Genomic DNA, 22,915 nt, shown 5'->3' on the forward strand with positions numbered 1-22,915 from the left:
GCAGACAGTGCTTGTAGTTCAACATTAAATAATCATTAAATCGAAAGGTTATGGGAGCAAAGAAGAATTTTGTGCTTGATACTAACGTTATCTTGCATGATTACAAGTGTATTGAGAACTTTCAGGAGAATGATATTTACCTTCCTATTGTAGTGCTTGAAGAGCTGGATAAGTTTAAGAAGGGAAGTGACCAGATAAATTATAACGCGCGTGAATTTGTACGTGAGCTGGATTTGTTGACCAGCAACGATCTGTTCCTGAAAGGAGCGTCGTTAGGTCCGGGCAAAGGAACACTTCATGTTGTAACCGGTGATAAGTACCAGGAAAAAATAGCCCTTTCTTTTCCGGAAAAAACGGCGGATCACCGTATTCTTTCCTGCACATTATCTATTGCCGATAAAAATCCGAAAACTAAAACGATCCTTGTTACTAAAGATGTAAACTTACGGATGAAAGCCCGCTCGTTGGGAATCCTTGTTGAAGATTACATTACCGATAAAGTAATTAATGTGGATATATTTGAGCATGAGCAGGCAACATACGATAATATTGATCCGGATCTGATAGATAAAATATATTCATCTCCCGAAGGTGTAGATGCCGATCTTTTGGAAATAAGGTCTAAACTCGACCCGAATGATTGCTTCATCTTAAAGAGTGTACGCAACTCCGTATTAGCACGTTATAATCCGTACGAGGATAAGATAAAGAAGGTGGAAAAAGGTTCTAATTACGGCATACAACCTCGCAATGCAGAGCAAAGTTTTGCTTTCGAGGTATTAAATGACCCGAACGTCAAGTTAGTAGGATTGACAGGTAAAGCCGGTACAGGAAAGACCTTGCTTGCTCTTGCCTCCGCACTAAAACAGGTTGGAATGTATAAACAAGTATTATTGGCCCGTCCTATTGTAGCTTTGGCTAATAAAGATATCGGATTCCTTCCGGGAGATGAAAAGCAAAAGGTTGCTCCTTACATGCAGCCTTTGTTTGATAATTTGAACGTTATCAAGGCGCAGTTCGCACCGGGAGCTGCGGATGCCCGCAAGATTGACGATATGCAAAAGAACAATCAATTGGTGATTGAAGCATTGGCCTTTATCCGTGGACGTAGCTTGTCTGAAACTTTCTGTATTATAGACGAAGCCCAGAATCTGACTCCTCATGAGATAAAGACGATCATTACCCGTGCGGGAGAGGGAACAAAGATGGTGTTTACCGGAGATATACAGCAGATAGATTCACCCTATCTGGATGCCCAAAGTAACGGACTGGCCTATATGGTTGATAAAATGAAAGGGCAGGAACTGTTTGCCCATATCAACCTTGTTAAAGGTGAAAGAAGCCAGTTATCCGAATTAGCATCCAATATTCTTTAATGATTTATGGTTGACAGGTAGGGCAGAAGTTATTTATTTTTGCCAACCTGTCAACTATTAGTTATCTTTGAAGTTTCAAGGAACATCTTTATATGGAAAATCAGACCAGGAAAAAAGAGATAGTGAAGGTTACGCTGGTTGGTTCCGTCGGAAACTTCTTATTGCTTATATTCAAATTTATTGCCGGTATCATGGGGCACAGTAGTGCCATGATAGCAGATGCGGTACATTCACTCTCCGACTTTGTAACAGATGTGATTGTACTGTTTTTCATTAATATATCTTCCAAACCTAAAGATGAAAGCCACGATTATGGACACGGGAAATACGAAACACTGGCAACATCTATTATAGGAATCGTGTTGTTATGTGTAGGAGTTGTACTCTTTTGGGAAGGAATCAATAAAGTCTATGACTTCTTTATAAAGGGCGAAATGTTGGAAAGTCCCGGCAAAATAGCTCTTATAGCTGCTATTATTTCTATTCTTGTAAAAGAAGCCCTGTACAGATATTCGGTATTGATAGGGAAGCGCCAGAACAGCCAGGCGGTAATAGCCAATGCCTGGCATCACCGTTCGGATGCGTTATCGTCCATTGGAACGGCTATTGGTATTGGTGGTGCTATTCTGCTGGGAGAGCGATGGAGAGTGCTAGATCCATTGGCTGCCGTAATTGTTAGTATCTTTATTGTAAAAGTGGCATTTCAGTTAGTAATACCGGCTATTAATGACTTATTGGAAAAGTCTTTACCAAAAGAGGTGGAAGATGAAATCCTTTCCATCATATCGGAAATGCAGGAAGTAAAAAGTCCGCATAACCTGCGTACACGCCGTATAGGAAATGATTTTGCGATAGAAGTTCATCTTCGTGTGGATGGACAAATGACGGTAGCGCGTTCACATGAAATTATGTGTGATATTGAAAGGAAACTCCGGCAACGTTTCGGTATCGCCACCCACATAGCATTGCATGTTGAGCCTATAAAGTGAAAGGAAAAGAGGAAAAAGAGAATGAATAGAGAGGTTAGGTTGTTTCGTGGAGAAGTATTTTATTTTATATCCTCGCCGTTAGAAAGTAAGGATTCATATTGTTATTACCCGGATGGCGCTTTATTGGTTTCTGATGGGAAAGTGGCAGATTCCGGACCTTATGAAACGTTGCATGCCCGTTATCCTTCTGTTCCGGAAACCGACTATTCCGGCAAACTAATTATGCCGGGATTCATTGATTCTCATATCCATTACTCCCAGTCGGAGATAATCGGGATGCATGGTTGCCAGCTTTTGGATTGGCTGAACGATTATACATATCCTGCCGAACAAGCCTTTTCTTCCCGGGAACATGCCGAAAAAACAGCCCGTTTCTTTATACATGAATTACTGAAAAACGGAACAACTACCTGTATGGCATACGCAACTGTTCATCCGGAGTCTGTTGATGCCCTTTTTACCATCGCTTCCGAATATGATATGTGTATGCTGACCGGTAAAGTGTTGATGAACCGTAATGCCCCGAAAGGTTTGTTGGATTCTACAGAAAAAGGGGAAGCTGATACTCGTAGGCTGATAGAGAAATGGCATGGAAAAGGGAGAAACCGTTATGTTATCACTCCTCGTTTTGCCATCACCTGTACTTTGGATCAATTGGAGAGTGTCGGACGTTTGCATGCCGAATATCCCGATACCTATATTCAGACACATCTATCCGAGAACAGGGATGAGATAGATTCCGTACTTTCTCTATATCCGGGACATTCGGATTACCTGGAAGTATATGAACGAACAGGCTTGATGACCGACCGTACGGTTTTTGGCCATTGTATTCATTTATCTAAAGAAGAATGTGAACGTTTGGCTTCCGCCGGAGCTACCATAGCCCATTGTCCTACGTCCAACTTGTTTCTGGGAAGTGGACTTTTCAACATGTCTCTGGTCAATACCTTTGCTATTAAAACAACACTTGCCACAGATGTAGCGGGAGGAACCTCGTTCTCTATGTTCCGAACAATGGGTGAAGCCTATAAAGTGCAACAACTGAATGGTTATCCTGTTTCGGCATTGGAGTTACTTTATAAATGCACTCTGGGCAGTGCCAAAGCATTACACCTGGAAGATAAAATAGGTAGTTTTACACCCGGCAGTGATGCTGATTTTATTGTTGTAGATTATGCTTCTACAGATTCTCAACAGCTACGTAAAGAATATCTGCAACGCACCAATAATTGGAATATAGAAAACAAACTATTCGGATTGCAGATACTGGGAGATGATCGTGCTATTACTGCAACTTATTTAATAGGAAAGCAAGTTTTGTAATTATTTTAAAAACTTTCCGTTACATATAGCTATAATAAATGAATTTATTATATTTGTACATCTTCTTTTATAAATGATTTTATAAAAGAAGTAATGTTAGTGTATTATTGTTTTATAGAGAAAGTTCGGAATTGTATTAATTAATCTGTCAGGAAAGGGGAGTCATGTTATGTTAAAGTCAGCATTTAAAACATTCGTAATTACTTTGATTTGTCTTATTCCATTTTATGGAATGTATGCGCAAGAGCCACGTAATGGAGTTTCTTATAACGAAATAAAAACTAAAGATCCGTCCGCATTACGTTTTATGAGTTATAATATTCGTATCGGTATTGGTATGGATAACGAAGTGGATATTAAACGAGTTGCCGATGTGATCAATCGGGTTAATCCGGATGTTGTTGCCCTTCAAGAGGTAGATAGTGTAACCGAACGTGTTAATTGGGCTAACCAGATGATGCAGTTGTCCGAGCTTACAGGGATGTATCCTATATTTGGCCATGCGGTTGATCGTTCTAAAGGCAAATATGGTATAGGGATGCTAACAAAAATAAAACCGGAAAGTGTTCGTAAAGTACATCTTCCCGGTGATGAAGAACCTCGTATGCTGATTATATCCGATTTTAAAGATTATGCAGTATGCAGCACTCACTTTTCTTTAGTGGAAAAAGATAGAGTAACATCTGCCGGTATCCTTATTAAGGAATTGGAAGGAATGAATAAACCGGTTCTTGTTGGTGGAGATTTCAATGCTAAACCCGGAAGTGAACCGGTAGAGATTATAAAAGGAAAGTTCAACCTTCTTACCAGCGAGAAGTTTATTACTTACCCGTCTGACACTCCAAGAGTGTGTCTGGACTATATTTGGGGACTTAAGTTTAACAATCACAAATATAACGTTCTCCAGAGCGTATCTATAAACGAACCGATGGCATCAGACCATCTGCCACTAATGATAGATATAAAGCTCTAAACTCACATAGGCAAGGGAGAAAAAAATAAGGGTAGACGTGATGTCTGCCCTTATTTATTTTATATGGAATTCTATTATTCGTATGGATTAACCTTTAATAGCTGCGATACCCGGAAGAACCTTTCCTTCGATTGCTTCCAACAATGCTCCACCACCTGTTGAAACATAAGAAACACCGTTAGCCAAACCGAATTTGTTAACACAAGCTACAGAATCGCCACCTCCAACTAGAGAGAACGCTCCGTTCTTTGTTGCTTCAACAATAGCTTCGCCAACAGTACGAGAACCGTGAGTGAAGTTTTCAAATTCAAATACGCCTGTAGGACCATTCCAAAGAATAGTTTTTGATTTCTTGATAACGTCAGCGTAAATAGCTTCGGTTTTAGGACCTATATCAAGGCCTTCCCAACCATCAGGAATCTGATCAACCGGAGCAAAGTCTGTCTTGGCATCATTGCTGAAATCATCTGCAATCTTAGCATCAACAGCCAATACAAGGTTTACACCTTTTTCTTTCGCTTTTTTCATCAGGTCAAGAGCCAGATCCAATTTGTCATCTTCGCAGATAGATTTACCGATCTTACCACCTTGAGCTTTGGTGAAAGTATAAGTCATACCGCCGGTAATAATTAGGTTGTCTACTTTATTCAGGAGGTTTTCAATAATTTCAATCTTAGATGAAACTTTAGAACCACCCATGATAGCTGTAAACGGACGACGAATATCATTCATTACCTTGTCAACAGCTTTCACTTCTTTTTCCATCAGATAGCCGAACATCTTATGATCTGCATCAAAATAATCAGCTATTAAAGCCGTAGAAGCATGAGCTCGGTGAGCGGTACCGAATGCGTCATTTACATAACAATCAGCATAAGAAGCCAATCTCTTTGTAAATTCTTTCTGGCTCTCTTTAACGGCCTTCTTGGCAGCTTTCTTTTCTTCGTCGGAAGCATCTTCGGCTAAACCTCTCGGTTTACCTTCTTCTTCTGCATAGAAACGGAGGTTTTCAAGCAATAAAACTTCACCTGGTTGCAAAGCAGCAGCTTTAGCACCGGCTTCTTCGCCAATACAGTCGTTAGCAAACTGAACATCTACACCCAACAAATCGGAAAGGTGTTTCAAGATATGCTTTAAAGAATACTTGTCTGTAACGCCTTTCGGACGGCCAAGGTGAGAACCTATAATTACGCTGCCACCATCAGCTAAAATCTTCTTCAATGTAGGAAGAGCGGCACGCATACGAGTGTCGTCGGTAATGTTGAAGTTTTCGTCCAAAGGAACGTTGAAGTCAACTCTTACAAATGCCTTTTTGCCGGCAAAATTGAAATTGTCAATTGTTTGCATAACTATTGTATTTAAGTTTTGTATTAAAATGTATCATTTAAGTGTGTGCAAACTTACGCAAAAATATTTTATTTACATGTTACAATTAGATAATTATTCGGTAAGTTTGAATCTCAATCTCAACCTTCCATCCGCATAATCATAATTGAGTAATTTGAAGTGACCTATTTCAGAAGTATTGTTTACGTGAGTTCCAATGCAGGCGCAAGCATCATAATCTCCTATGCGGACTATACGTAATGTTTCACTTACATTTTCGGGGAGTTTGCTTAAATCAACAAACTTTCCGGCTTCTTCAAGAGGCATGAAATCAATGTTGACTGGTAAATGTTGGTCTATTACTTCGTTTACCCGGCGTTCTACTTCTTCCATTGTTTCTGCCGAAGGCGCTTCTGCCAGTTGATAATCACATTTACTTTTTTTACGTTCTATATGTGCATTCTTTGAACGTGGACATCCAAACATCCTTACCATTGTCTGGTTCAAAATATGCTCCGCCGTATGCATAGGTGCGATTGACACATCCTGAAACTTTGGAGCTGCTTGATTTATTTCCATAATAGACAAGTTTTTATTGCTTTTAGACATAAGAACAAAAGAACATATTTTTTCTTATGCGTTATTTTTGTGTTTATATTCTCTGAATTTTCTTTTTATTTTGATACGATCACCACCAAAGTTTATTAATAAACCGTGGTCTGTATGGGTAGCAGTTAAGTAATTTACTAATTGGGTTTCGTGTATAGGAAGAAGATGCTGTACCGCTTTAAGTTCAATGATTATTTCTCCTTCTACGATTATGTCCGCTCTAAATTGTCCTACAATTTCACTTTTGTAATATACATTTATAGGAATTTCTGTATCTGCATTAATACCTTTTTCTTTTAATTCTATCGTCAATGCTTTCTGATAAACATTCTCAAGAAAACCTGCAGCAAGGTGTGTTCTTACATTATAAGCACACTGAATAATAGCTTTTATCAAACTTTCTATTTCCATATTTCTTTTTTGTTCTTATGTTCTTTTGTCTAAAAAATAAGATAATGTGTCTCTAAATAATTATATTTCTTCTTTTAATATCCCGTACACATTTATATCCACATATTCGCCGGATGCAAGCAATTCACCATGACGGATAGTGCCTTCCAACTTGAATCCAAGACGTTTGGGTATCGCATTGCTTGGATGGTTGCCTACAGCACAGCATATCTGAATTCGATGCATAGAGCGTTCCCGGACCGCCCATTGGCATAAATATTTTACACACTGCGTCATTAATCCTTGCCCTTGATGTTCAGGCAACAACCAATAACCTATTTCTGTACGGTGGTTATTATTGTCTGTATTAACAAATCCGATAAGGCCACAAAATTCGTCGTTCTTTTCTATCACGAAAACAATATTTCTTTCATCATAAGGAACGGACAGAGTTGCGGACAGGAAAGCGGCTTCATCTTCAACTTTTTGCAATTTAGGTACAAAAGGCAACCATGTTTTCAGATAATCTCTATGAGAATCTATTGCTTGCCAGATTACTTCCGCATCTTCCAGTGTGGCTTCACGAATGGAGTAGTATTTGCTGATTTTTGTTTTCATTATCTTGTTTTTGCATTAATAGAAGCAAAGATAGAAGCTTATCTTAATTAAAAGAAACTTTATCTCGATGATTTATAAAAATGATCGGGATGATTCTCTTTATTCATATTTAAAAGTATTATACGTACATTTGCCGGCAGTAACACTAAAAGGAAAAATTATGTCAGTTGCAAAAAGAGATTTAGAGGATAATAGAAAGGTGACCACCCATCGCCTGATGGAAATGAAACAACGTGGAGAGAAAATTTCAATGCTAACGGCTTATGATTATTCAATGGCGGCATTGATTGACCAGGCAGGAATGGATGTGATATTGGTAGGTGATTCTGCTTCAAATGTAATGGCAGGTAATACAACTACATTGCCAATTACACTGGACCAGATGATTTATCATGGAAAGTCTGTTATGAAAGCTACCAAACGGGCACTTGTAGTAGTAGACTTACCTTTCGGAACTTATCAGGGTAACTCTAAAGAAGCTCTTGCTTCGGCTATCCGTGTAATGAGGGAAACACATGCGGATTGTATTAAGCTGGAAGGCGGTTCGGAAATAAAAGAATCTGTCGAACGTATTTTATGTGCAGGCATTCCTATTATGGGGCATCTGGGCTTGACTCCCCAATCAATCAATAAATTCGGCACCTATACTGTTCGTGCCCGTGAAGAAGCGGAAGCAGAGAAGTTAATAAAAGATGCTCATCTTTTAGAAGAGATCGGTTGTTTTGCTTTGGTATTAGAAAAGATTCCGGCTGCTTTGGCTGCACGTGTAGCTTCCGAACTTACAATTCCGGTTATAGGTATCGGTGCTGGAAACGGAGTAGACGGACAAGTATTGGTAATGCATGATATGTTAGGTATAAACCAAGGATTTTCCCCTCGATTCTTACGTCGTTATGCCAACTTGGCGGAAGATATAACCCGTGCTGTACAAGCCTATATTGAAGATGTAAAAACATTGGATTTCCCGAATGAAAAGGAACAATACTAAATAAACTTCTAATATACGGATTTAGTCAGAGTGTGGAGAATCGGCTAAAACAGCGTATGAATGTGCTTGATGCACTAATAAATATTGGCATAATATGGAAGATATAATAAATGCACGTTGCGGTTGGGCTGGAACAGACGAACTATACATAAAATATCATGACGAAGAATGGGGAAAACTTGTTACTGATGACAAAAGCCTATTTGAGTTTTTGGTACTCGAAAGCGCTCAGGCTGGGTTAGCCTGGATTACTATTCTCCGAAAACGAGAAGGATATCGAGAAGCCTTTCATCACTTTGACGTGAAAAAAGTAGCGCAAATGACATCAGAAGATGTCGAACGATTGATGCAATTTGACGGAATCGTCAGAAACCGATTAAAGATCAATAGCACTATCAAGAATGCAAAACTGTTTATAGCTATTCAAAGGGAGTTTGGCAGTTTCTACAAGTACACCTTATCATTCTTCCCTAACCAGCAACCTGTTGTCAATAATTATAAGACTCTGAGCCAGATTCCTGCCACATCACCCGAATCGGATGCGATGAGCAAAGACATGAAAAAGCGAGGCTTCAAATTCTTCGGTTCAACTATTTGCTATGCTTTTTTGCAAGCTGCAGGTTTTGTGAACGACCATTTAGAAGGCTGTTTCTGTAAAGCAATTCAATAGAATATGCAGAATCGTAACCGTTTTGCGGTTCTCACGTTACCATAACATTACGTTAACCGAAGCTCCGAGAGTAGTACTGTTTAGCGTTTTATGTTTCTCATAGCGAACTGATTCTTCTTCCCGATTAGTTAAGAAAGTAACGAACCGGAAAGGAAAACAGTTATAATCTAAAAATACTTTCACTGATAAATTGTGTTTTATTACATAAGTTAATGAAGCTCCTGTTCCGTAACTGATACCAAAGTTTGTTTTTACAGACGATAGTTTATATTCTTTTACTTCACCCGAATTATCCAGATAGAGGGCTGAAATTGTATTAGACGGAATAATATTTCCACCAATAAGCAGTTTGGAACCAACATGAAAACGATCGGTTAGAGGATATGAGAAATAAGGGCCTATATGGAGACTGGCTATATCTAACGGATCGGATTGTAAAGACTGTACACGCTTAACTATTTCTATCGGAATAGATTGAGATAACGGCTCCGTAAGAGACAATGGCATACTGGTAACAATAAGGCGACCTCCAATGCCTAGATAACGATTCATAAACCAGGCACCTTCAAAACCAGTTGTACTTCCCGGAGAAGCTTTCATTTTGATTTCAGGAGTTAATCTGAAACGCGTAGGCATTAATGAAAATCCCATATATAAGCTCAGAAAAGAAGGGTTACGATCAAAGTTATCATTATCAAAGTCTAAGTAACTACGTGTGATTCCTTTTTCTTTAAAAATAAGATCAGCAAGAAAATATCCGAGTTCGGTAGACAAGATACCGATACCTGCTCCAACCGTTACATCCGAAAGCCAATGTTTATTATTCATCATTCTTGATACGGCTGTAGCTGTAGCAATAGAATAAGCTCCCACGCTATACCAAGGACTACGGGTAAGTCCGTATTCTTTATGCAACATTGTTGCTGTCATGAAAGCCATAGCTGTATGACCGGAAGGAAACGAATTATTCTTTGAACCGTCAGGACGTTTAACATGGGTGCTATATTTTAGTGCATTTACTGTTACTCCCATTAAAACGGCGGAAAAGGCATCGGAAGCCAACATACGTCCCCAAGAATTACGTCCTTCTACACCAGCGGTCTTCATGGCAATCATTGTAACGGCAGGAACATATTGAAGATAATCATCATAGTGGTTTCGAAACTTGGGGATATACGAATTACGAAGGTTGTGGAAGTGATCGTCTTCACTTTTAATAATCAAACCGGATACAACAAGAGGAACTCCGATATAAGTTATCTGAAAAGCTTTGCTTGTTATGATTTTATCCGTTACCTGTTGAAAACGGTTCGGTAATACTGTCATAGGATAAGAAATAAGAGTATCACCCGGACATAAGTTTGATGCTCCTATACTGACAGCAAAAGGATTTCCTATTAGAAATAACCCTATGATACTTCTTATTCTAGAAAAAACACCGTTCATTGTTTCCCTTTAAATATGCAAAGGTAGTAAACATATATTACGGTTATGTGAATTATAATTATATTTGTCGACTTACAAATATAAAATATGAAATCTCATCTATTGATTGGGGCTACCTCTTCGGGAAGCGGAAAGACCACCTTTACACTAGGATTGCTACGCGCCTTGAAGAACCGTTCACTACAGGTACAACCTTATAAATGCGGACCTGATTATATTGATACCCAACATCACAAAATGGCAGCAGGATGTCCGTCTGTCAATCTGGATGGCTTTATGATGTCGGATGGGCATATAAAGGAACTTTATACCCGTTATTCTTTTCATGCCGATGTAGCGGTAACCGAAGGAGTGATGGGATTATTTGACGGTTCAGACCGGATGAAAGGGAGCAGTGCCGAAATTGCCCATTTATTAGATATTCCGGTAATATTGATCGTGAATGCTAAAAGTACAGCTTATTCTGCCGCTGCTATCCTGTATGGATTTAAGCATTTCTATAAAGGAGTAAGAATTGTTGGGGTCATATTTAATATGGTAGCATCCGAAGGACATTACGAATATTTGAAACATGCTTGTGAGGACGCCGGGGTAGAGGCTTTAGGCTATTTGCCTAAGCAATCGGATGTGGAGATTCCAAGCCGTCATTTAGGGCTTACCCTGGATGATAACTTCTGTTTTGAAACGTTTGCAGACCGTATTGCCAATCTGGTAGAAGACTTTGTGGACATAGATCGTCTTCTTGAAATAACAGCATGTTCCATTCCTTCGGAAATTACGCAGGCTAAAGACACTTCATGCACAAACAAAAACTTCCGCATTGCCATAGCCAAAGATGCAGCCTTTAATTTTATGTATGAAGAGAATTTGCGGTTTCTGCATCGTATGGGAACTGTAACTTATTTCAGCCCTCTGAAAGAAACCGCTATACCAAAAGCTGACTTTGTTTATTTACCCGGCGGCTATCCGGAATTATATCTTGGGCAATTAAGCGATAACCGATCCATGCTGGAATCAGTGAAACAATATGTAGAGGCAGGAGGGAAGTTACTGGCGGAATGTGGTGGTATGATGTATCTGGGAAACGAGATAACCGGGACAGACGGTAAGCCTTATCCAATGGCAGGCATACTAAATCAATCGGCAACGATGGAGAACATGAAACTTACATTAGGTTATCGTACTTTGATATATGATAATTATGAACTGAAAGGACATGAATTTCACTATTCCCGTATTTTGCCGCAAAAGAACCCGATACCATCAATCGCAAAAGCTTATACGGCAAAAGGACGAAAAATAGATACTCCATTATATAGTTATAAAAACATGTTGGCCGGATATACTCATTTATATTGGGGTGATCCGTCTCTTAACAATTGGTTTATTAATTTCTTAAAAAATAAATTATGAAAATATATACCCGGGGAGGAGATAAAGGACGTACCGGTATTTATGGCGGCGAGCGTGTGGATAAAGACGATATACGTATTGAAACAAATGGAACGTTGGATGAATTAAATGCCCAGATAGGCATCGTTCGCACTTTAATTCCGCAGGAGCACGAATGGCAGGGACTGTTGGGAAAGATTCAGCAGGAAATGATGACTGTAATGTCTCACGTAGCAACCCCATCTGCTATCCGGGAGAAGAACCCGAACCAGCTATCGGATGATCTGGTTTCTTTTTGTGAGCATCATATAGATGACCTCTCAGAGAAGATGGGAGAGAACAGCTATTTTGTATTACCCGGCGGAACTCCCGTATCTGCGCATTTGCACTTAGCCCGTACGATTGTTCGCCGTGCAGAACGTCGTTTGTGTACACTCAACCGGAAAGATCCTGTGCCGCCAACAATCATGCAGTTCATAAATCGATTATCCGATCTCTTTTTTACAATGGCACGTTACGATATGTTTATACAAGGAAATGCAGAAGAACGTTGGAAGTCCTTCCTGTATAAACGGAATAAATAACTATTCTTCTGTTATAACAATCAGGTCTGCAACAATTGTTTGTGCTTCCCTGATAAGATCGGATGGTGCTATCTGTATTTGCAAACCCCGTTGTCCGGCACTGACATATATTTTATCAAATCCCGTTACCGTCTGATGAATATAGGTTGGGAAATGTTTTTTCATACCAATAGGGGAGCAACCTCCACGAATATATCCGGTAAGAGGAAGCAGTTCTTTAACAGGGATCATTTCACATTTCTTGTTGCCGGAAACTTTGGCAGCTTTCTTTAAATCCACTTCATGATCTCCGGGGACGACACATACAAAATGACCGCTTTTGTCTCCGTGCAAAACCAGCGTTTTAAAAACCTGCTCAATATCTTCACCTAACTGTTCAGCTACATGAACAGCACTTAAGTCATTTTCGTCCACTTCGTAAGGAACTAACCGGTAAACAATCTTCGCTTTATCCAACAGGCGAGCTACATTGGTTTTATTTATCTTTTCTTTCATTCCGACAAGCCTTTCATTGATAATTGTACACGTTTACGGCTCAGGTCAATACTGAGAACTTTCACTTTTACATGCTGATGAATAGATACAATCTGGGTCGGATCACTAATAAACCGGTCGGCCAACTCGGATATATGTACCAAACCATTTTCTTTAATACCTATATCTACAAAGCATCCGAAGTTAGTTATATTGGTAACAATACCCGGCAAGATTTGTCCTTCTCTCAAATCCTCTATTGTCTTAATCGTCGGATCAAACGCAAATACCTGGATAGCCTGACGGGGATCTCTGCCGGGCTTATCTAATTCTTCCATAATATCCAGCAAAGTAGGCATGCCTACTTTTTCGGAAACATACTTTTCCAGCTTTAATTTACTCTTTAGCTTCTTGTCCGAAATAAGCTCTTCTACTGAACATTGCAAATCTTTAGCCATTCGTTCCACTATCGGATAACTCTCAGGATGCACTGCTGAGTTATCCAAAGGATTCTTTCCATTTTGAATGCGAAGAAAGCCCGCACTTTGTTCAAATGCCTTATCTCCCATACGGGATACTTTTTTTAAGTCCATACGAGAATTGAACGGTCCATGTTCTGCTCTATAGTTAACGATATTCTGAGCCAGGGCAGGCCCTAAACCGGAAACATAAGTAAGCAGGTGCTTACTGGCCGTATTTACATTCACACCTACCAGGTTAACACAACTCTCTACTGTCTGATCCAGACTTTTCTTTAAAGCACCCTGTTCCACATCGTGCTGATATTGTCCTACACCTATGCTTTTAGGGTCTATCTTGACCAGTTCGGCCAATGGGTCCATCAAACGGCGTCCTATACTGACCGCACCGCGCACAGTAACATCATATTCCGGAAACTCTTCTCGCGCAATCTTTGACGCCGAGTAAATAGAAGCTCCGTTTTCACTGACTACAAATACTTGTACCTTACGATCGTACCGAATGCCGGTAATGAATTGTTCGGTTTCCCTGCTAGCAGTTCCATTTCCGATAGCTATGGCTTCAACAGCATAAGTAGATACCAATTGGGCGATTTTAGCAGCAGCTTTCCCTTTTTCATTCTGAGGAGGGTGCGGATAGATTGCTTCATTGTGTAAAAGATTTCCCTGAGCATCCAAGCAAACCACTTTACAACCTGTCCGATAGCCGGGATCAATGCCCAATACACGCTTTTGACCTAAAGGAGGAGCTAAAAGAAGTTGGCGAAGGTTTTCAGCAAAAACACGTATCGCTTCTTCGTCGGCTTTCGCCTTACTTAAATTGGCAAATTCAGTTTCGATAGAAGGCTTCAACAGACGTTTAAAAGAATCATCTACAGCTTCGGTTACTTGCCCGGAAACTTCATTATATCCTTTTACGAAACGTCTTTTCAATCTATCCAGACAAGAATCTGTATCAGGAGAAATAGTTACACGTAATATCCCCTCGGTTTCTCCGCGACGTAAAGCCAGCAAGCGATGGGAGGAACAACGGTTCAGCGGTTCACTAAAGTCGAAATAATCTTTATACTTTGCCCCTTCGTCTTCTTTGCCTTTTATCACTTTAGAAGAAATAATAGCTGTATGACCGAATGAATTACGTACAATATTACGAGCATCTTCACTTTCGTTTACCCATTCGGCTATAATATCACGCGCTCCTTGTAAAGCTTCTTCCGCATTTTTTATTTCGCCTTTGATAAAGCTTTTCACCCGATCATACAAATTTCTTTCATTCTGCATCATGATAACCTTAGCCAATGGTTCCAATCCCTTCTTACGGGCTATTTCAGCTTTAGTTACCCGTTTCGGTTTGTATGGAAGGTAAAGATCTTCCAATTCCGTACTATCCCATGAATCTTCTATGCGTTTTTTTAGTTCAGAGGTAAGTTTTCCCTGTTCTTCAATAGAGCTGAGAATAGTATCTTTCCGCTTCTTCAGCTCAGTCAGTTTATCCAGTTGGTCCTTTATATTACCGATTTGTACTTCATCCAAGCCTCCTGTTACTTCTTTGCGATAACGGCTGATAAAGGGGATAGTAGCTCCTTCTTCAAGTAAACCGATTGTTCGCTCCACTTGTCCGGAAGGTATATTCAGCATACGCGAGATGAGCGTATAAAATAGATTCATTGCCATATTATTTATATTTACTATGCAAAGATAATAGATTACGTTCTATTTCTGTTTTTGAAGTTTAGTTCTTTATTCTAAACGGACTGTTTCATCAGCAAACAAAGTCTGTTCGTCCACACTATGCGAAGTAAAAAGAATTATTTGCCCGCTTTCCCTTTCTTTTGCCTTTATATAGGTAATAATGTGATTGCGTATAGCTTCATCCAGCCCTTTAAATGGTTCGTCCATTAAAATTACCGGAGATGGATAATAGGCTAATGCCCGTGCCAAAGCTACGCGTTGTTGCTGACCATAACTAAGAGCTTTTGGATATTGAAATAAGAAACCACCCATTTGCATCTCCTCTAAGATTAGTTTAGCATTTCTCAGCGCTTCCTCTTTTGGCATTACTTTAGACAAGGGTAAAACAACATTATCAATAGCCGTCAGCCAAGGAAGAAGTTCCGGTTCTTGAAATACGGATGCAAGACCACAATCACGATTAATCTCTATCTTCCCATGAATAGGCATAAGAGTTCCGTTTATCAGATTCAGCAATGTTGTTTTACCTGTTCCCGAAGGAGCGGATATACAGTAGATTTTACCCGGTTCAAATGAATAAGTAAAAGAGGAAACTCCATATTTATATCCGGTATCAACTAAACGAATGGGAGAGGGAATACATCTTTTTTCTTTCATGGAAGATACGTAACGAATAGCTGTCTTTTGCCTGGATAACCAGTCAATACTTTTATCGAATAGAAAACTTATAATAACAGCAACAGCTGTCCAGGCCATTAACTCCGGAACAGCAATAAAACTCTGTGCGCGCTTCATCTCGCTGCCTATTCCGAACGAGCATTGAGACAATACTTCTCCCATAATAATAGCACGCCAGCCAAATCCGGCAGCAGAAGCCAATCCACTATATAAAAAGGGCTTTAGCTGCGGATATGTTATTTGCATAAAAGTATTATACCGTCCTATATGAAAAAGGGAAGCCATAACTGTATAACCTGATCGCAGATTACGTATACCATTTGTGAGATTCTCCGTAAGCAACGGAAACATCGTAAGAAAAGCAATCATTAAAGGAATGCTTTCCGGATTCAGGAAAATTAATGCAATCAGGATAAAAGAGATTACCGGTACTGACCGCATAATAATGAATACCGGACGAAACAATTCATACAGTAGTTCATACTTGGCAAATAAACAACTAATACCCACTGCAGCTACAAGGGATAACAGGATACCCGCAATTCCTCGAATAACAGTTGCACCTATCGATAAATAAAAGCTTTTAGAGAACAACAGTTCTGCCAATGCTTGAAACAAGCGGGGGAGAGTAGGAATAAGTTCCGGCTGATTTAATATACGGGCAAACACTTCCCAACCTGCCAATATGAGGAGTATAGAAAAGAGTATGATTGCTTTCTTCTTCATTTTATTTAAGGTATAAAGCTTTCGGGTACTTTACCTCCTATAGCTTTGGGTTCATATTGTTCTATCAGACGCAGAAATGATTTTGTTGCGTCACAGGCATCGTTAGCCGTTAAGTAATGGATGCGACATCGTTTGAGACTTTCAACGGTAAGCATTCCGGGAGCAAATACCTGATGTTCTTCAAGTATGCGAATGGCATCTTCCGGATGTTCTTCTACGAAACGACAGGAAGATTGTAAAAGACTGTCTATGATAACCGTCTCATTCTTCAATACCGTATTATAAACAATAGCAGTCTGAGGAAAGCCTAAAGCACTGTTGTTCGCAGGATTCGTTAAATCGGCAAGTATATGCAATGTATTGTCTTTGCGTAAAGCCATACTTACAAAAGGTTCGCTTAACACAGCTGTTTGAGCTTTTCCAATAAGCAATGCCTGCATAATCTCACGGGCTGTTCCAAATGAATAATTGAGAGCATATTCCTCTCCGTTTATGTCCAGATAATAACGGGTCAGAATGTCCGGCGTAGTACCGGCACCAAATAAATGCAATACTTTTTTATCTGTTGGATTATCCCTTCCAACCAAATAAAGCGTACCCCATACAGGACAACCTAATAATGGATAATCAACACCTTTATTGTAGAGATTTACCGCGCTGATCATAGGAAGGGCAGCTATGTCTGTTTCCTTTTTAATTAAAGCAGCTTGTATGATATCAGGAGAATCTGCCAGAGTGACAGATACTGTTTTTCCGTCTATAACAGGAGGCGTTCCCATCCATTGGGCAAAAGCGATTGCCGAAGGCCCTCTTAAAACAGATACACGTATAACTTCTTGTTCTTTGTTTTTCTTAATATCCTTACAGCCTGCCATACAAAACAAAGCAAGCAACAGATAAATGTATTTCATATATAAAAAAACCATCATTTCACTATCACATTGTGTGATGTAGAGAAATAATGGCATATATTTAATTTGTGACCGCGACAGGATTCAAACCTGTAACCGGCTGATCCGTAGTCAGCTACTCTATTCAGTTGAGCTACGCGGCCAATTGAGAGTGACTCGCATAGGATTCAAACCTATAACCTTCTGATCCGTAGTCAGATGCTCTATTCAGTTGAGCTAGCGAGCCGTCCTTTTATACAACCTTTTAAGATGGTGACCGCGACAGGATTCAAACCTGTAACCGGCTGATCCGTAGTCAGCTACTCTATTCAGTTGAGCTACGCGGCCATTCTTGCTTGATTGCGAGTGCAAAGGTAGCGTTTTGTTTTATATATGCAAATATTTCATTCTGTTTTTTATATTCCTAATCTAACATTTTAGGATTGAAAATAAGGTAACCTATATTCAGTCCTACATTGAAATTCTTGCTGGGATAACTGTATCCGTTGGCATATAGACTAATAGAAAGGAAAGGCAATTGAAATACCATTGCCGCTTCACCCATATACTTGAATGAATGCATAAACTTACCATAATAAGGAACTCCCACATAGGTCTCGTTAATTGGTATTTCCCGCTTCTTAATTTCATACAAAGGAGCAAAACCATACATGTCTAAACGCAGGTGAAGTAATCTGCTGAACTTAATAATGGGAGAGAGACCGATTGCTACATATTGGTTTGCCCGAAAAGCCTCATTAAATACTATTTTACTGTGCGGAGTAGGGGTAAATGCCGGAGCTTGCAAAATAGATGATGTATAATTATTCATCAGGTTCTTGCTTGAAAGTACCATTTCCGCAAGGTAACCCATATTGAACAGGTTGTTCAATTCCTGATAGTACAACCAGCGTCCTTTCATCTGCAACCAACTATGAACCGTTCTTTCGGAAGGTTCACGCAATGCTTTATTGGTAGATGGTTGGTAGTTCTCTATACCTGTTACATATTGAGCCGTTACAAGTTGCTGACGTCCATTGATCGGAAATTGTTTGGCATTCAATGAATTCCGTTCAATACTAAGAGAGCCGCTGAACAAATCATACTTACTGTGGTCGAATACTGCATCAGGAAACGCTATTTTGGAGGTCTGCAAATAATAATCGTTTAGCTGGCCATACGCAAAACCTATTTCTGCTTTCGCTTTTGTAAGAAACGCGAAGCCAAGTTTCAGTTTCATAAACAACTCCTTCTGCTTGATAAAGGAAGGAACAACATCTTCATAGAACAAAGACTGGCTTTCGGAGAATCTTCTTTCCGAATACACTCCTTGCCAATTAATATAAGAAGGCAGGCGGGTTTGGAGATACATACGTCCGTTTAGCATTACTCCGCTAAAAGAGTTTCCTACCTGGAAATTTGCATTTACATCGGCAGCGAAACGCCCTAAATATTGATAACCCAACCCCAAATACAACTGGTTAGCCTGATGAGAAGAAACATTACCTCCAAAACCTACGGTAATTTCCTCTTTCATCTTTATATCCAGATACAGATCAAACTTTTTCTCTTTCCGGTTATATACAGCATGGGGCAATATCTCTTTTATTTTGGAATAAGTAAGCATTTTAAAGTAAGCCCTTTTAAATTCCTCCATAGAGAACTCCTGATTAATATCCCTATGTAGTTGGGCTTCTATATATTTACGCTGCGATTCGGAGACGCCTGTAACATAAATGTTTTTGAATATCAGGGGAGGAAGACTTTCTTTATAGGCTTTTCGACGAGCCATTACACTATCAATCGGCACACGGCGAGGTACTCTCTGTTTTATAGAGTCTATCATAGACATGGTACGCTTATAACCTATATCCATTAATTCCTTTGATTTCTGGAAGTCAAGAAGGGATACATTAGGGAAACTGAATTTAACCATCATACCGTCTTCTTCCGGAACATCGTAGTCCGTACTCTGCATAATCATGGTCTCCAGTTGACTGTAAGCATTATTGGAAGGCTTATTATTCCCTCCGGCAACAACAGAACCAAAGATAAAGTCAGGATGAAAAGCCTCTTTCATAGGACCTACAGGAAAATTGTCATAAATACCTCCGTCAAACAAAGGAACGCTGTCTTTCCAGATAGGCTGAAAGAAAAAAGGAAAAGTCATGGAGGCACGAACAGCATCCCCCAAATCTCCGTTCTTAAACACTATCGACTTCTTTGTATAGATATCGGATGCTACGCAACGGAATGGAACAAACAAGTTGTCGAAATTCCAACCGGCCTTAGCCGTTGCCTGAGAAAAGAGAGCCATAAAGGCTTGATTCATTTGGATCGGATTGATAAGGCTTTGGGGTAAAAAGCTGGCTTTGATCTGTAACGAATCGGACATATCAATTGAGAAATGCGCAAACTCGGGAGTAGGATAGGGTTCTTTGAAATAATAGATATATTTCTCTTCCACCGTACCGGTCTGCCAATAGCCGAACTCTTTAGACAGCATCAACTCCAACATCTCTTCCGGAGTATATCCCATAGCATACAAACTGCCTACGATAGCGCCGGCCGATGTTCCGGCTATATAATCGATAGGTATGCCGTTTTCTTCCAATGCTTTAATGATTCCAAGATGAGCGGCGCCTTTAGCTCCGCCACCGCTTAACACTAACCCTACTTTTTGAGCAGACAGTGGTTGTATGAACGAGAGAAGGAAGATTGTGAAGATTGCAAGCTGCTTCATGTATATGGCTTTAACGATGTTTCCGGATTCAAATGTACAGGTTTATTTTATTAAAATAAACACGGCTACTCATATTTTTGTTTGTCGGGAATAGGCTATAATAAAAAAACCGCTCCATTTCACGATGGAACGGTTTTCTGTCTACAAGCAGATATTATGTTATAAATGTAAGTTAACCTATCATTTGAACACTGCGTTTGATAAAGCGGCTTAAAGCTTCGCCTTTCAACATGCCGTTACCCAGCAGGGCCAAATCTATCAACTGGCTAACCATGTTATTAGAACCGGCATATTCGGCCAAAATCGTATTAGCCTGCTCGTTCAGTTCATCAATCTTATGATTGGTATTTGTCATATCTTCTTTTTCCTGAGCCGTAATTTCTTCTTCTTTTTTCTTGCTCTGGGCTTCACGAAGATCGGACTGACGGGCTTTCCAGCCTTTTATATCGTCAAGGATAGGTTTCAGCTTCTCACTGCAAGCATTTTCCTCGTCCGTCAATACCTGCTTAATAAGAGTATGATCCGTATTTAATACAAGGTTGTAACTGTCCGGCATTTCGCCATAGAAAGACATACCCGGCTGCATGGCAGACATTTCACGCATACGACGCATATATTCGCTCTGTGTAAGGACAACGGGGTTGACGTTTTCGCCAAGAGCCTCGAAGGTTACATAAAACTCCGTCTTATCCAGCTTTGGCAACCGGCTCTTGAACACTTCCTGCAAAGCATGTTTCTGATCTTCATCCAATGTTACCTTGTTGGTATCTTCTTTACGGATCAGATTGTCAATCGTATCACTGTCCACACGAACAAAACGGGTCTTTTCAAACTTTTGTTCCAATTGTCCGATAGCATGTACATCCAGCTGTCCATCCATAATTAAGACACTATAGCCCTTGTCTTTAGCGGCCTGGATATAACTGTATTGCTCGTCTTTATTTGTTGTGTATAAGTAAACCAGGTTACCATCTTTATCGGTTTGGTTTTCTTTAACCAATGTTTTATATTCGTCAAATGTATAATAAACATCGTCAACGTCTTTTAAAAGAGCGAATTTAGCGGCACGGTCGTAGAATTTTTCATCTGTCAGCATACCATACTGGATGAACAATTTCAGGCTATCCCATTTCTCTTCAAACTGAGGACGTTCCGATTTAAAGATTTCTTCCAAACGGTCTGCAACCTTCTTGGTAATATGGTTGGAAATCTTCTTTACATTCTGATCGCTTTGTAAATAAGAACGAGATACGTTCAGAGGAATATCCGGTGAATCCAAAACGCCATGCAATAAGGTCAAAAACTCAGGAACAATGCTTTCTACCGAGTCGGTAACGAATACCTGGTTGCAATATAATTGTATTTTGTTCCGGTGTAAATCTATATTGCTTTTGATACGGGGGAAATACAAAATACCTGTCAGGTTAAACGGATAATCCACATTCAGATGAATCCAGAATAAAGGCTCTTCGCTCATTGGATACAGATCACGATAGAACTTCTTGTAGTCTTCATCGGTCATGTCTGCCGGTTTGCGAACCCATGCCGGTTTGGTATCGTTTACGATATTATCTTCATCCGTGTCAACATACTTACCGTCTTTCCATTCCTGTTTTTTACCGAAAGCAATAGGAACAGGTAAGAAACGGCAGTACTTCGTCAGCAGCCCGTTAATCTTATCCTTATTCAGGAAGTCTTTATTCTCATCATCAATGTAAAGGATAATATCAGTACCACGGTCTGCTTTTTCTGTTTCTTCCATCGTATATTCGGGAGTTCCGTCGCAACTCCATTTCATGGCAACTGCGCCGTCTTTATACGATTTCGTCACAATTTCAACTTTCTTTGAAACCATAAAGGAAGAATAGAAACCAAGTCCGAAGTGTCCGATAATGGAAGCTGCATCGTTTTTGTATTTTTCCACAAACTCTTCTGCACCTGAGAAAGCTATCTGATTGATATACTTGTCTATTTCTTCGGCAGTCATACCAATACCCCGGTCGGAGATAGTGATCGTATTATCGTCAAATTTTACGTGAACAGTTAAATCGCCCAATTCGCCTTTAAAATCGCCGACAGAAGAAAGTGTCTTTAGTTTTTGGGTAGCGTCTACTGCATTTGATACTAATTCACGAAGAAAAATTTCGTGATCACTGTATAAAAACTTCTTGATAATAGGGAAGATGTTCTCACTTGTAACACCAATATTTCCTTGTTTGCTCATAGATATAATAGTTTTTTTTGATTTTTCTATCTATAGGTAAACAAAATAAATGCCAAAAAAGAAAAGTATAACTGACGACAGTGGAAGGTGACAAAACAGCAGGCAATGCACCAAAATGTCAGTATGGCTAATGCAATATTACAATGCTTTTGTTTTGTTGTTCGGCTTGTATTAGTTAGATCACAGTTGTGATCTGATTGGATCACCCTTGTGATTTATATAGATCACGGCTGTGATCCGAATAGATCATATTTGTGATCCAATTAGTTGTTCGTGACAAAAAGGATAAAAAGTATAATATTCCATACTTATTGATATTACT

Annotated in this window: 19 protein-coding genes and 3 tRNA genes; 8 read left to right on the forward strand and 14 right to left on the reverse strand. The window is 39.6% G+C overall.

Annotation, left to right across the window (positions count from 1 at the left end; all coding sequences use genetic code 11):
• Window positions 1–50 precede the first annotated feature (50 nt).
• From C1721_RS13590 to C1721_RS13605, 4 genes are all read left to right on the forward strand, one after another.
• On the forward strand, window positions 51–1,376 hold the full coding sequence (locus C1721_RS13590) for a PhoH family protein (protein ID WP_102408772.1): 1,326 nt from the start codon (window positions 51–53) through the stop codon (window positions 1,374–1,376).
• Window positions 1,377–1,468: 92 nt separating this feature from the next.
• Window positions 1,469–2,365, forward strand: coding sequence for a cation diffusion facilitator family transporter (locus tag C1721_RS13595; RefSeq protein WP_102408773.1), 897 nt, complete (start codon window positions 1,469–1,471; stop codon window positions 2,363–2,365).
• Window positions 2,366–2,386: 21 nt separating this feature from the next.
• Entirely contained in the window at window positions 2,387–3,691 is a 1,305-nt protein-coding gene (gene guaD / locus C1721_RS13600) for a guanine deaminase (RefSeq protein WP_102408774.1), read from the forward strand.
• 169 nt (window positions 3,692–3,860) lie between these two features.
• Window positions 3,861–4,664, forward strand: a complete 804-nt coding sequence (locus C1721_RS13605; RefSeq protein ID WP_234347480.1) for an endonuclease/exonuclease/phosphatase family protein — start codon at window positions 3,861–3,863, stop codon at window positions 4,662–4,664.
• An 87-nt stretch (window positions 4,665–4,751) separates the two neighbouring features.
• On the opposite strand, the gene C1721_RS13610 is transcribed toward C1721_RS13605, so the two are convergent.
• The 4 genes from C1721_RS13610 to C1721_RS13625 form a co-directional block, all read right to left on the reverse strand.
• Window positions 4,752–6,011, reverse strand: coding sequence for a phosphoglycerate kinase (locus C1721_RS13610; RefSeq protein ID WP_102408775.1), 1,260 nt, complete (start codon window positions 6,009–6,011; stop codon window positions 4,752–4,754).
• 93 nt (window positions 6,012–6,104) lie between these two features.
• Entirely contained in the window at window positions 6,105–6,569 is a 465-nt protein-coding gene (locus C1721_RS13615) for an alanyl-tRNA editing protein (RefSeq protein WP_102409483.1), read from the reverse strand.
• Between the two features lie 54 nt (window positions 6,570–6,623).
• Window positions 6,624–7,010 (reverse strand): GxxExxY protein, encoded by a 387-nt coding sequence (locus tag C1721_RS13620; RefSeq protein WP_102408776.1) that lies wholly within the window; start codon window positions 7,008–7,010, stop codon window positions 6,624–6,626.
• A gap of 60 nt (window positions 7,011–7,070) precedes the next feature.
• Window positions 7,071–7,607 (reverse strand): GNAT family N-acetyltransferase, encoded by a 537-nt coding sequence (locus tag C1721_RS13625; RefSeq protein ID WP_102408777.1) that lies wholly within the window; start codon window positions 7,605–7,607, stop codon window positions 7,071–7,073.
• A 160-nt stretch (window positions 7,608–7,767) separates the two neighbouring features.
• Here C1721_RS13625 and panB point away from each other — a divergent pair, with 160 nt between their 5' ends.
• A complete protein-coding gene (gene panB / locus C1721_RS13630) occupies window positions 7,768–8,595 on the forward strand; it encodes a 3-methyl-2-oxobutanoate hydroxymethyltransferase (RefSeq protein ID WP_102409485.1) in 828 nt (275 codons plus the stop codon).
• Window positions 8,596–8,689: 94 nt separating this feature from the next.
• Window positions 8,690–9,265, forward strand: a complete 576-nt coding sequence (locus tag C1721_RS13635) for a DNA-3-methyladenine glycosylase I (protein ID WP_102408778.1) — start codon at window positions 8,690–8,692, stop codon at window positions 9,263–9,265.
• 36 nt (window positions 9,266–9,301) lie between these two features.
• Here C1721_RS13635 and C1721_RS13640 read toward each other — a convergent pair whose 3' ends face one another.
• Entirely contained in the window at window positions 9,302–10,591 is a 1,290-nt protein-coding gene (locus C1721_RS13640) for a phosphatase PAP2 family protein (protein WP_102409487.1), read from the reverse strand.
• A gap of 207 nt (window positions 10,592–10,798) precedes the next feature.
• Between C1721_RS13640 and C1721_RS13645 the strand changes: the two genes are divergently transcribed.
• Both C1721_RS13645 and C1721_RS13650 read left to right on the forward strand, forming a co-directional pair.
• Entirely contained in the window at window positions 10,799–12,124 is a 1,326-nt protein-coding gene (locus C1721_RS13645) for a cobyrinic acid a,c-diamide synthase CobB (protein ID WP_102408779.1), read from the forward strand.
• Window positions 12,121–12,687, forward strand: coding sequence for a cob(I)yrinic acid a,c-diamide adenosyltransferase (locus C1721_RS13650; protein WP_102408780.1), 567 nt, complete (start codon window positions 12,121–12,123; stop codon window positions 12,685–12,687). The genes C1721_RS13645 and C1721_RS13650 overlap by 4 nt, the downstream gene beginning before the upstream one ends.
• On the opposite strand, the gene ybaK is transcribed toward C1721_RS13650, so the two are convergent.
• The 9 genes from ybaK to htpG form a co-directional block, all read right to left on the reverse strand.
• Complete coding sequence (gene ybaK, locus C1721_RS13655; RefSeq protein ID WP_102408781.1) at window positions 12,688–13,182, reverse strand: Cys-tRNA(Pro) deacylase; 495 nt, start codon at window positions 13,180–13,182, stop codon at window positions 12,688–12,690. It abuts the gene before it with no gap.
• Window positions 13,179–15,308: a Tex family protein gene (locus C1721_RS13660; protein ID WP_102409489.1), complete on the reverse strand. Its 2,130-nt coding sequence runs from the start codon at window positions 15,306–15,308 to the stop codon at window positions 13,179–13,181. Before C1721_RS13660 ends, ybaK begins: the two co-directional genes overlap by 4 nt.
• Before the next feature lie 72 nt (window positions 15,309–15,380).
• A complete protein-coding gene (locus C1721_RS13665; protein ID WP_102408782.1) occupies window positions 15,381–16,736 on the reverse strand; it encodes an ATP-binding cassette domain-containing protein in 1,356 nt (451 codons plus the stop codon).
• Window positions 16,737–16,741: 5 nt separating this feature from the next.
• On the reverse strand, window positions 16,742–17,647 hold the full coding sequence (locus C1721_RS13670; RefSeq protein ID WP_102409490.1) for a substrate-binding domain-containing protein: 906 nt from the start codon (window positions 17,645–17,647) through the stop codon (window positions 16,742–16,744).
• 69 nt (window positions 17,648–17,716) lie between these two features.
• Window positions 17,717–17,790, reverse strand: a tRNA-Arg gene (locus C1721_RS13675).
• Window positions 17,791–17,799: 9 nt separating this feature from the next.
• Window positions 17,800–17,873 (reverse strand) — tRNA-Arg (locus tag C1721_RS13680).
• Between the two features lie 24 nt (window positions 17,874–17,897).
• Window positions 17,898–17,974 (reverse strand) — tRNA-Arg (locus tag C1721_RS13685).
• 76 nt (window positions 17,975–18,050) lie between these two features.
• Complete coding sequence (locus C1721_RS13690; RefSeq protein WP_102408783.1) at window positions 18,051–20,369, reverse strand: patatin-like phospholipase family protein; 2,319 nt, start codon at window positions 20,367–20,369, stop codon at window positions 18,051–18,053.
• A 172-nt stretch (window positions 20,370–20,541) separates the two neighbouring features.
• Window positions 20,542–22,593: a molecular chaperone HtpG gene (htpG, locus tag C1721_RS13695; protein WP_102408784.1), complete on the reverse strand. Its 2,052-nt coding sequence runs from the start codon at window positions 22,591–22,593 to the stop codon at window positions 20,542–20,544.
• Between the last annotated feature and the right edge of the window lie 322 nt (window positions 22,594–22,915).

The organism is Parabacteroides bouchesdurhonensis (genome assembly GCF_900186615.1).
Taxonomy (GTDB): Bacteria; Bacteroidota; Bacteroidia; order Bacteroidales; family Tannerellaceae; genus Parabacteroides; species Parabacteroides bouchesdurhonensis.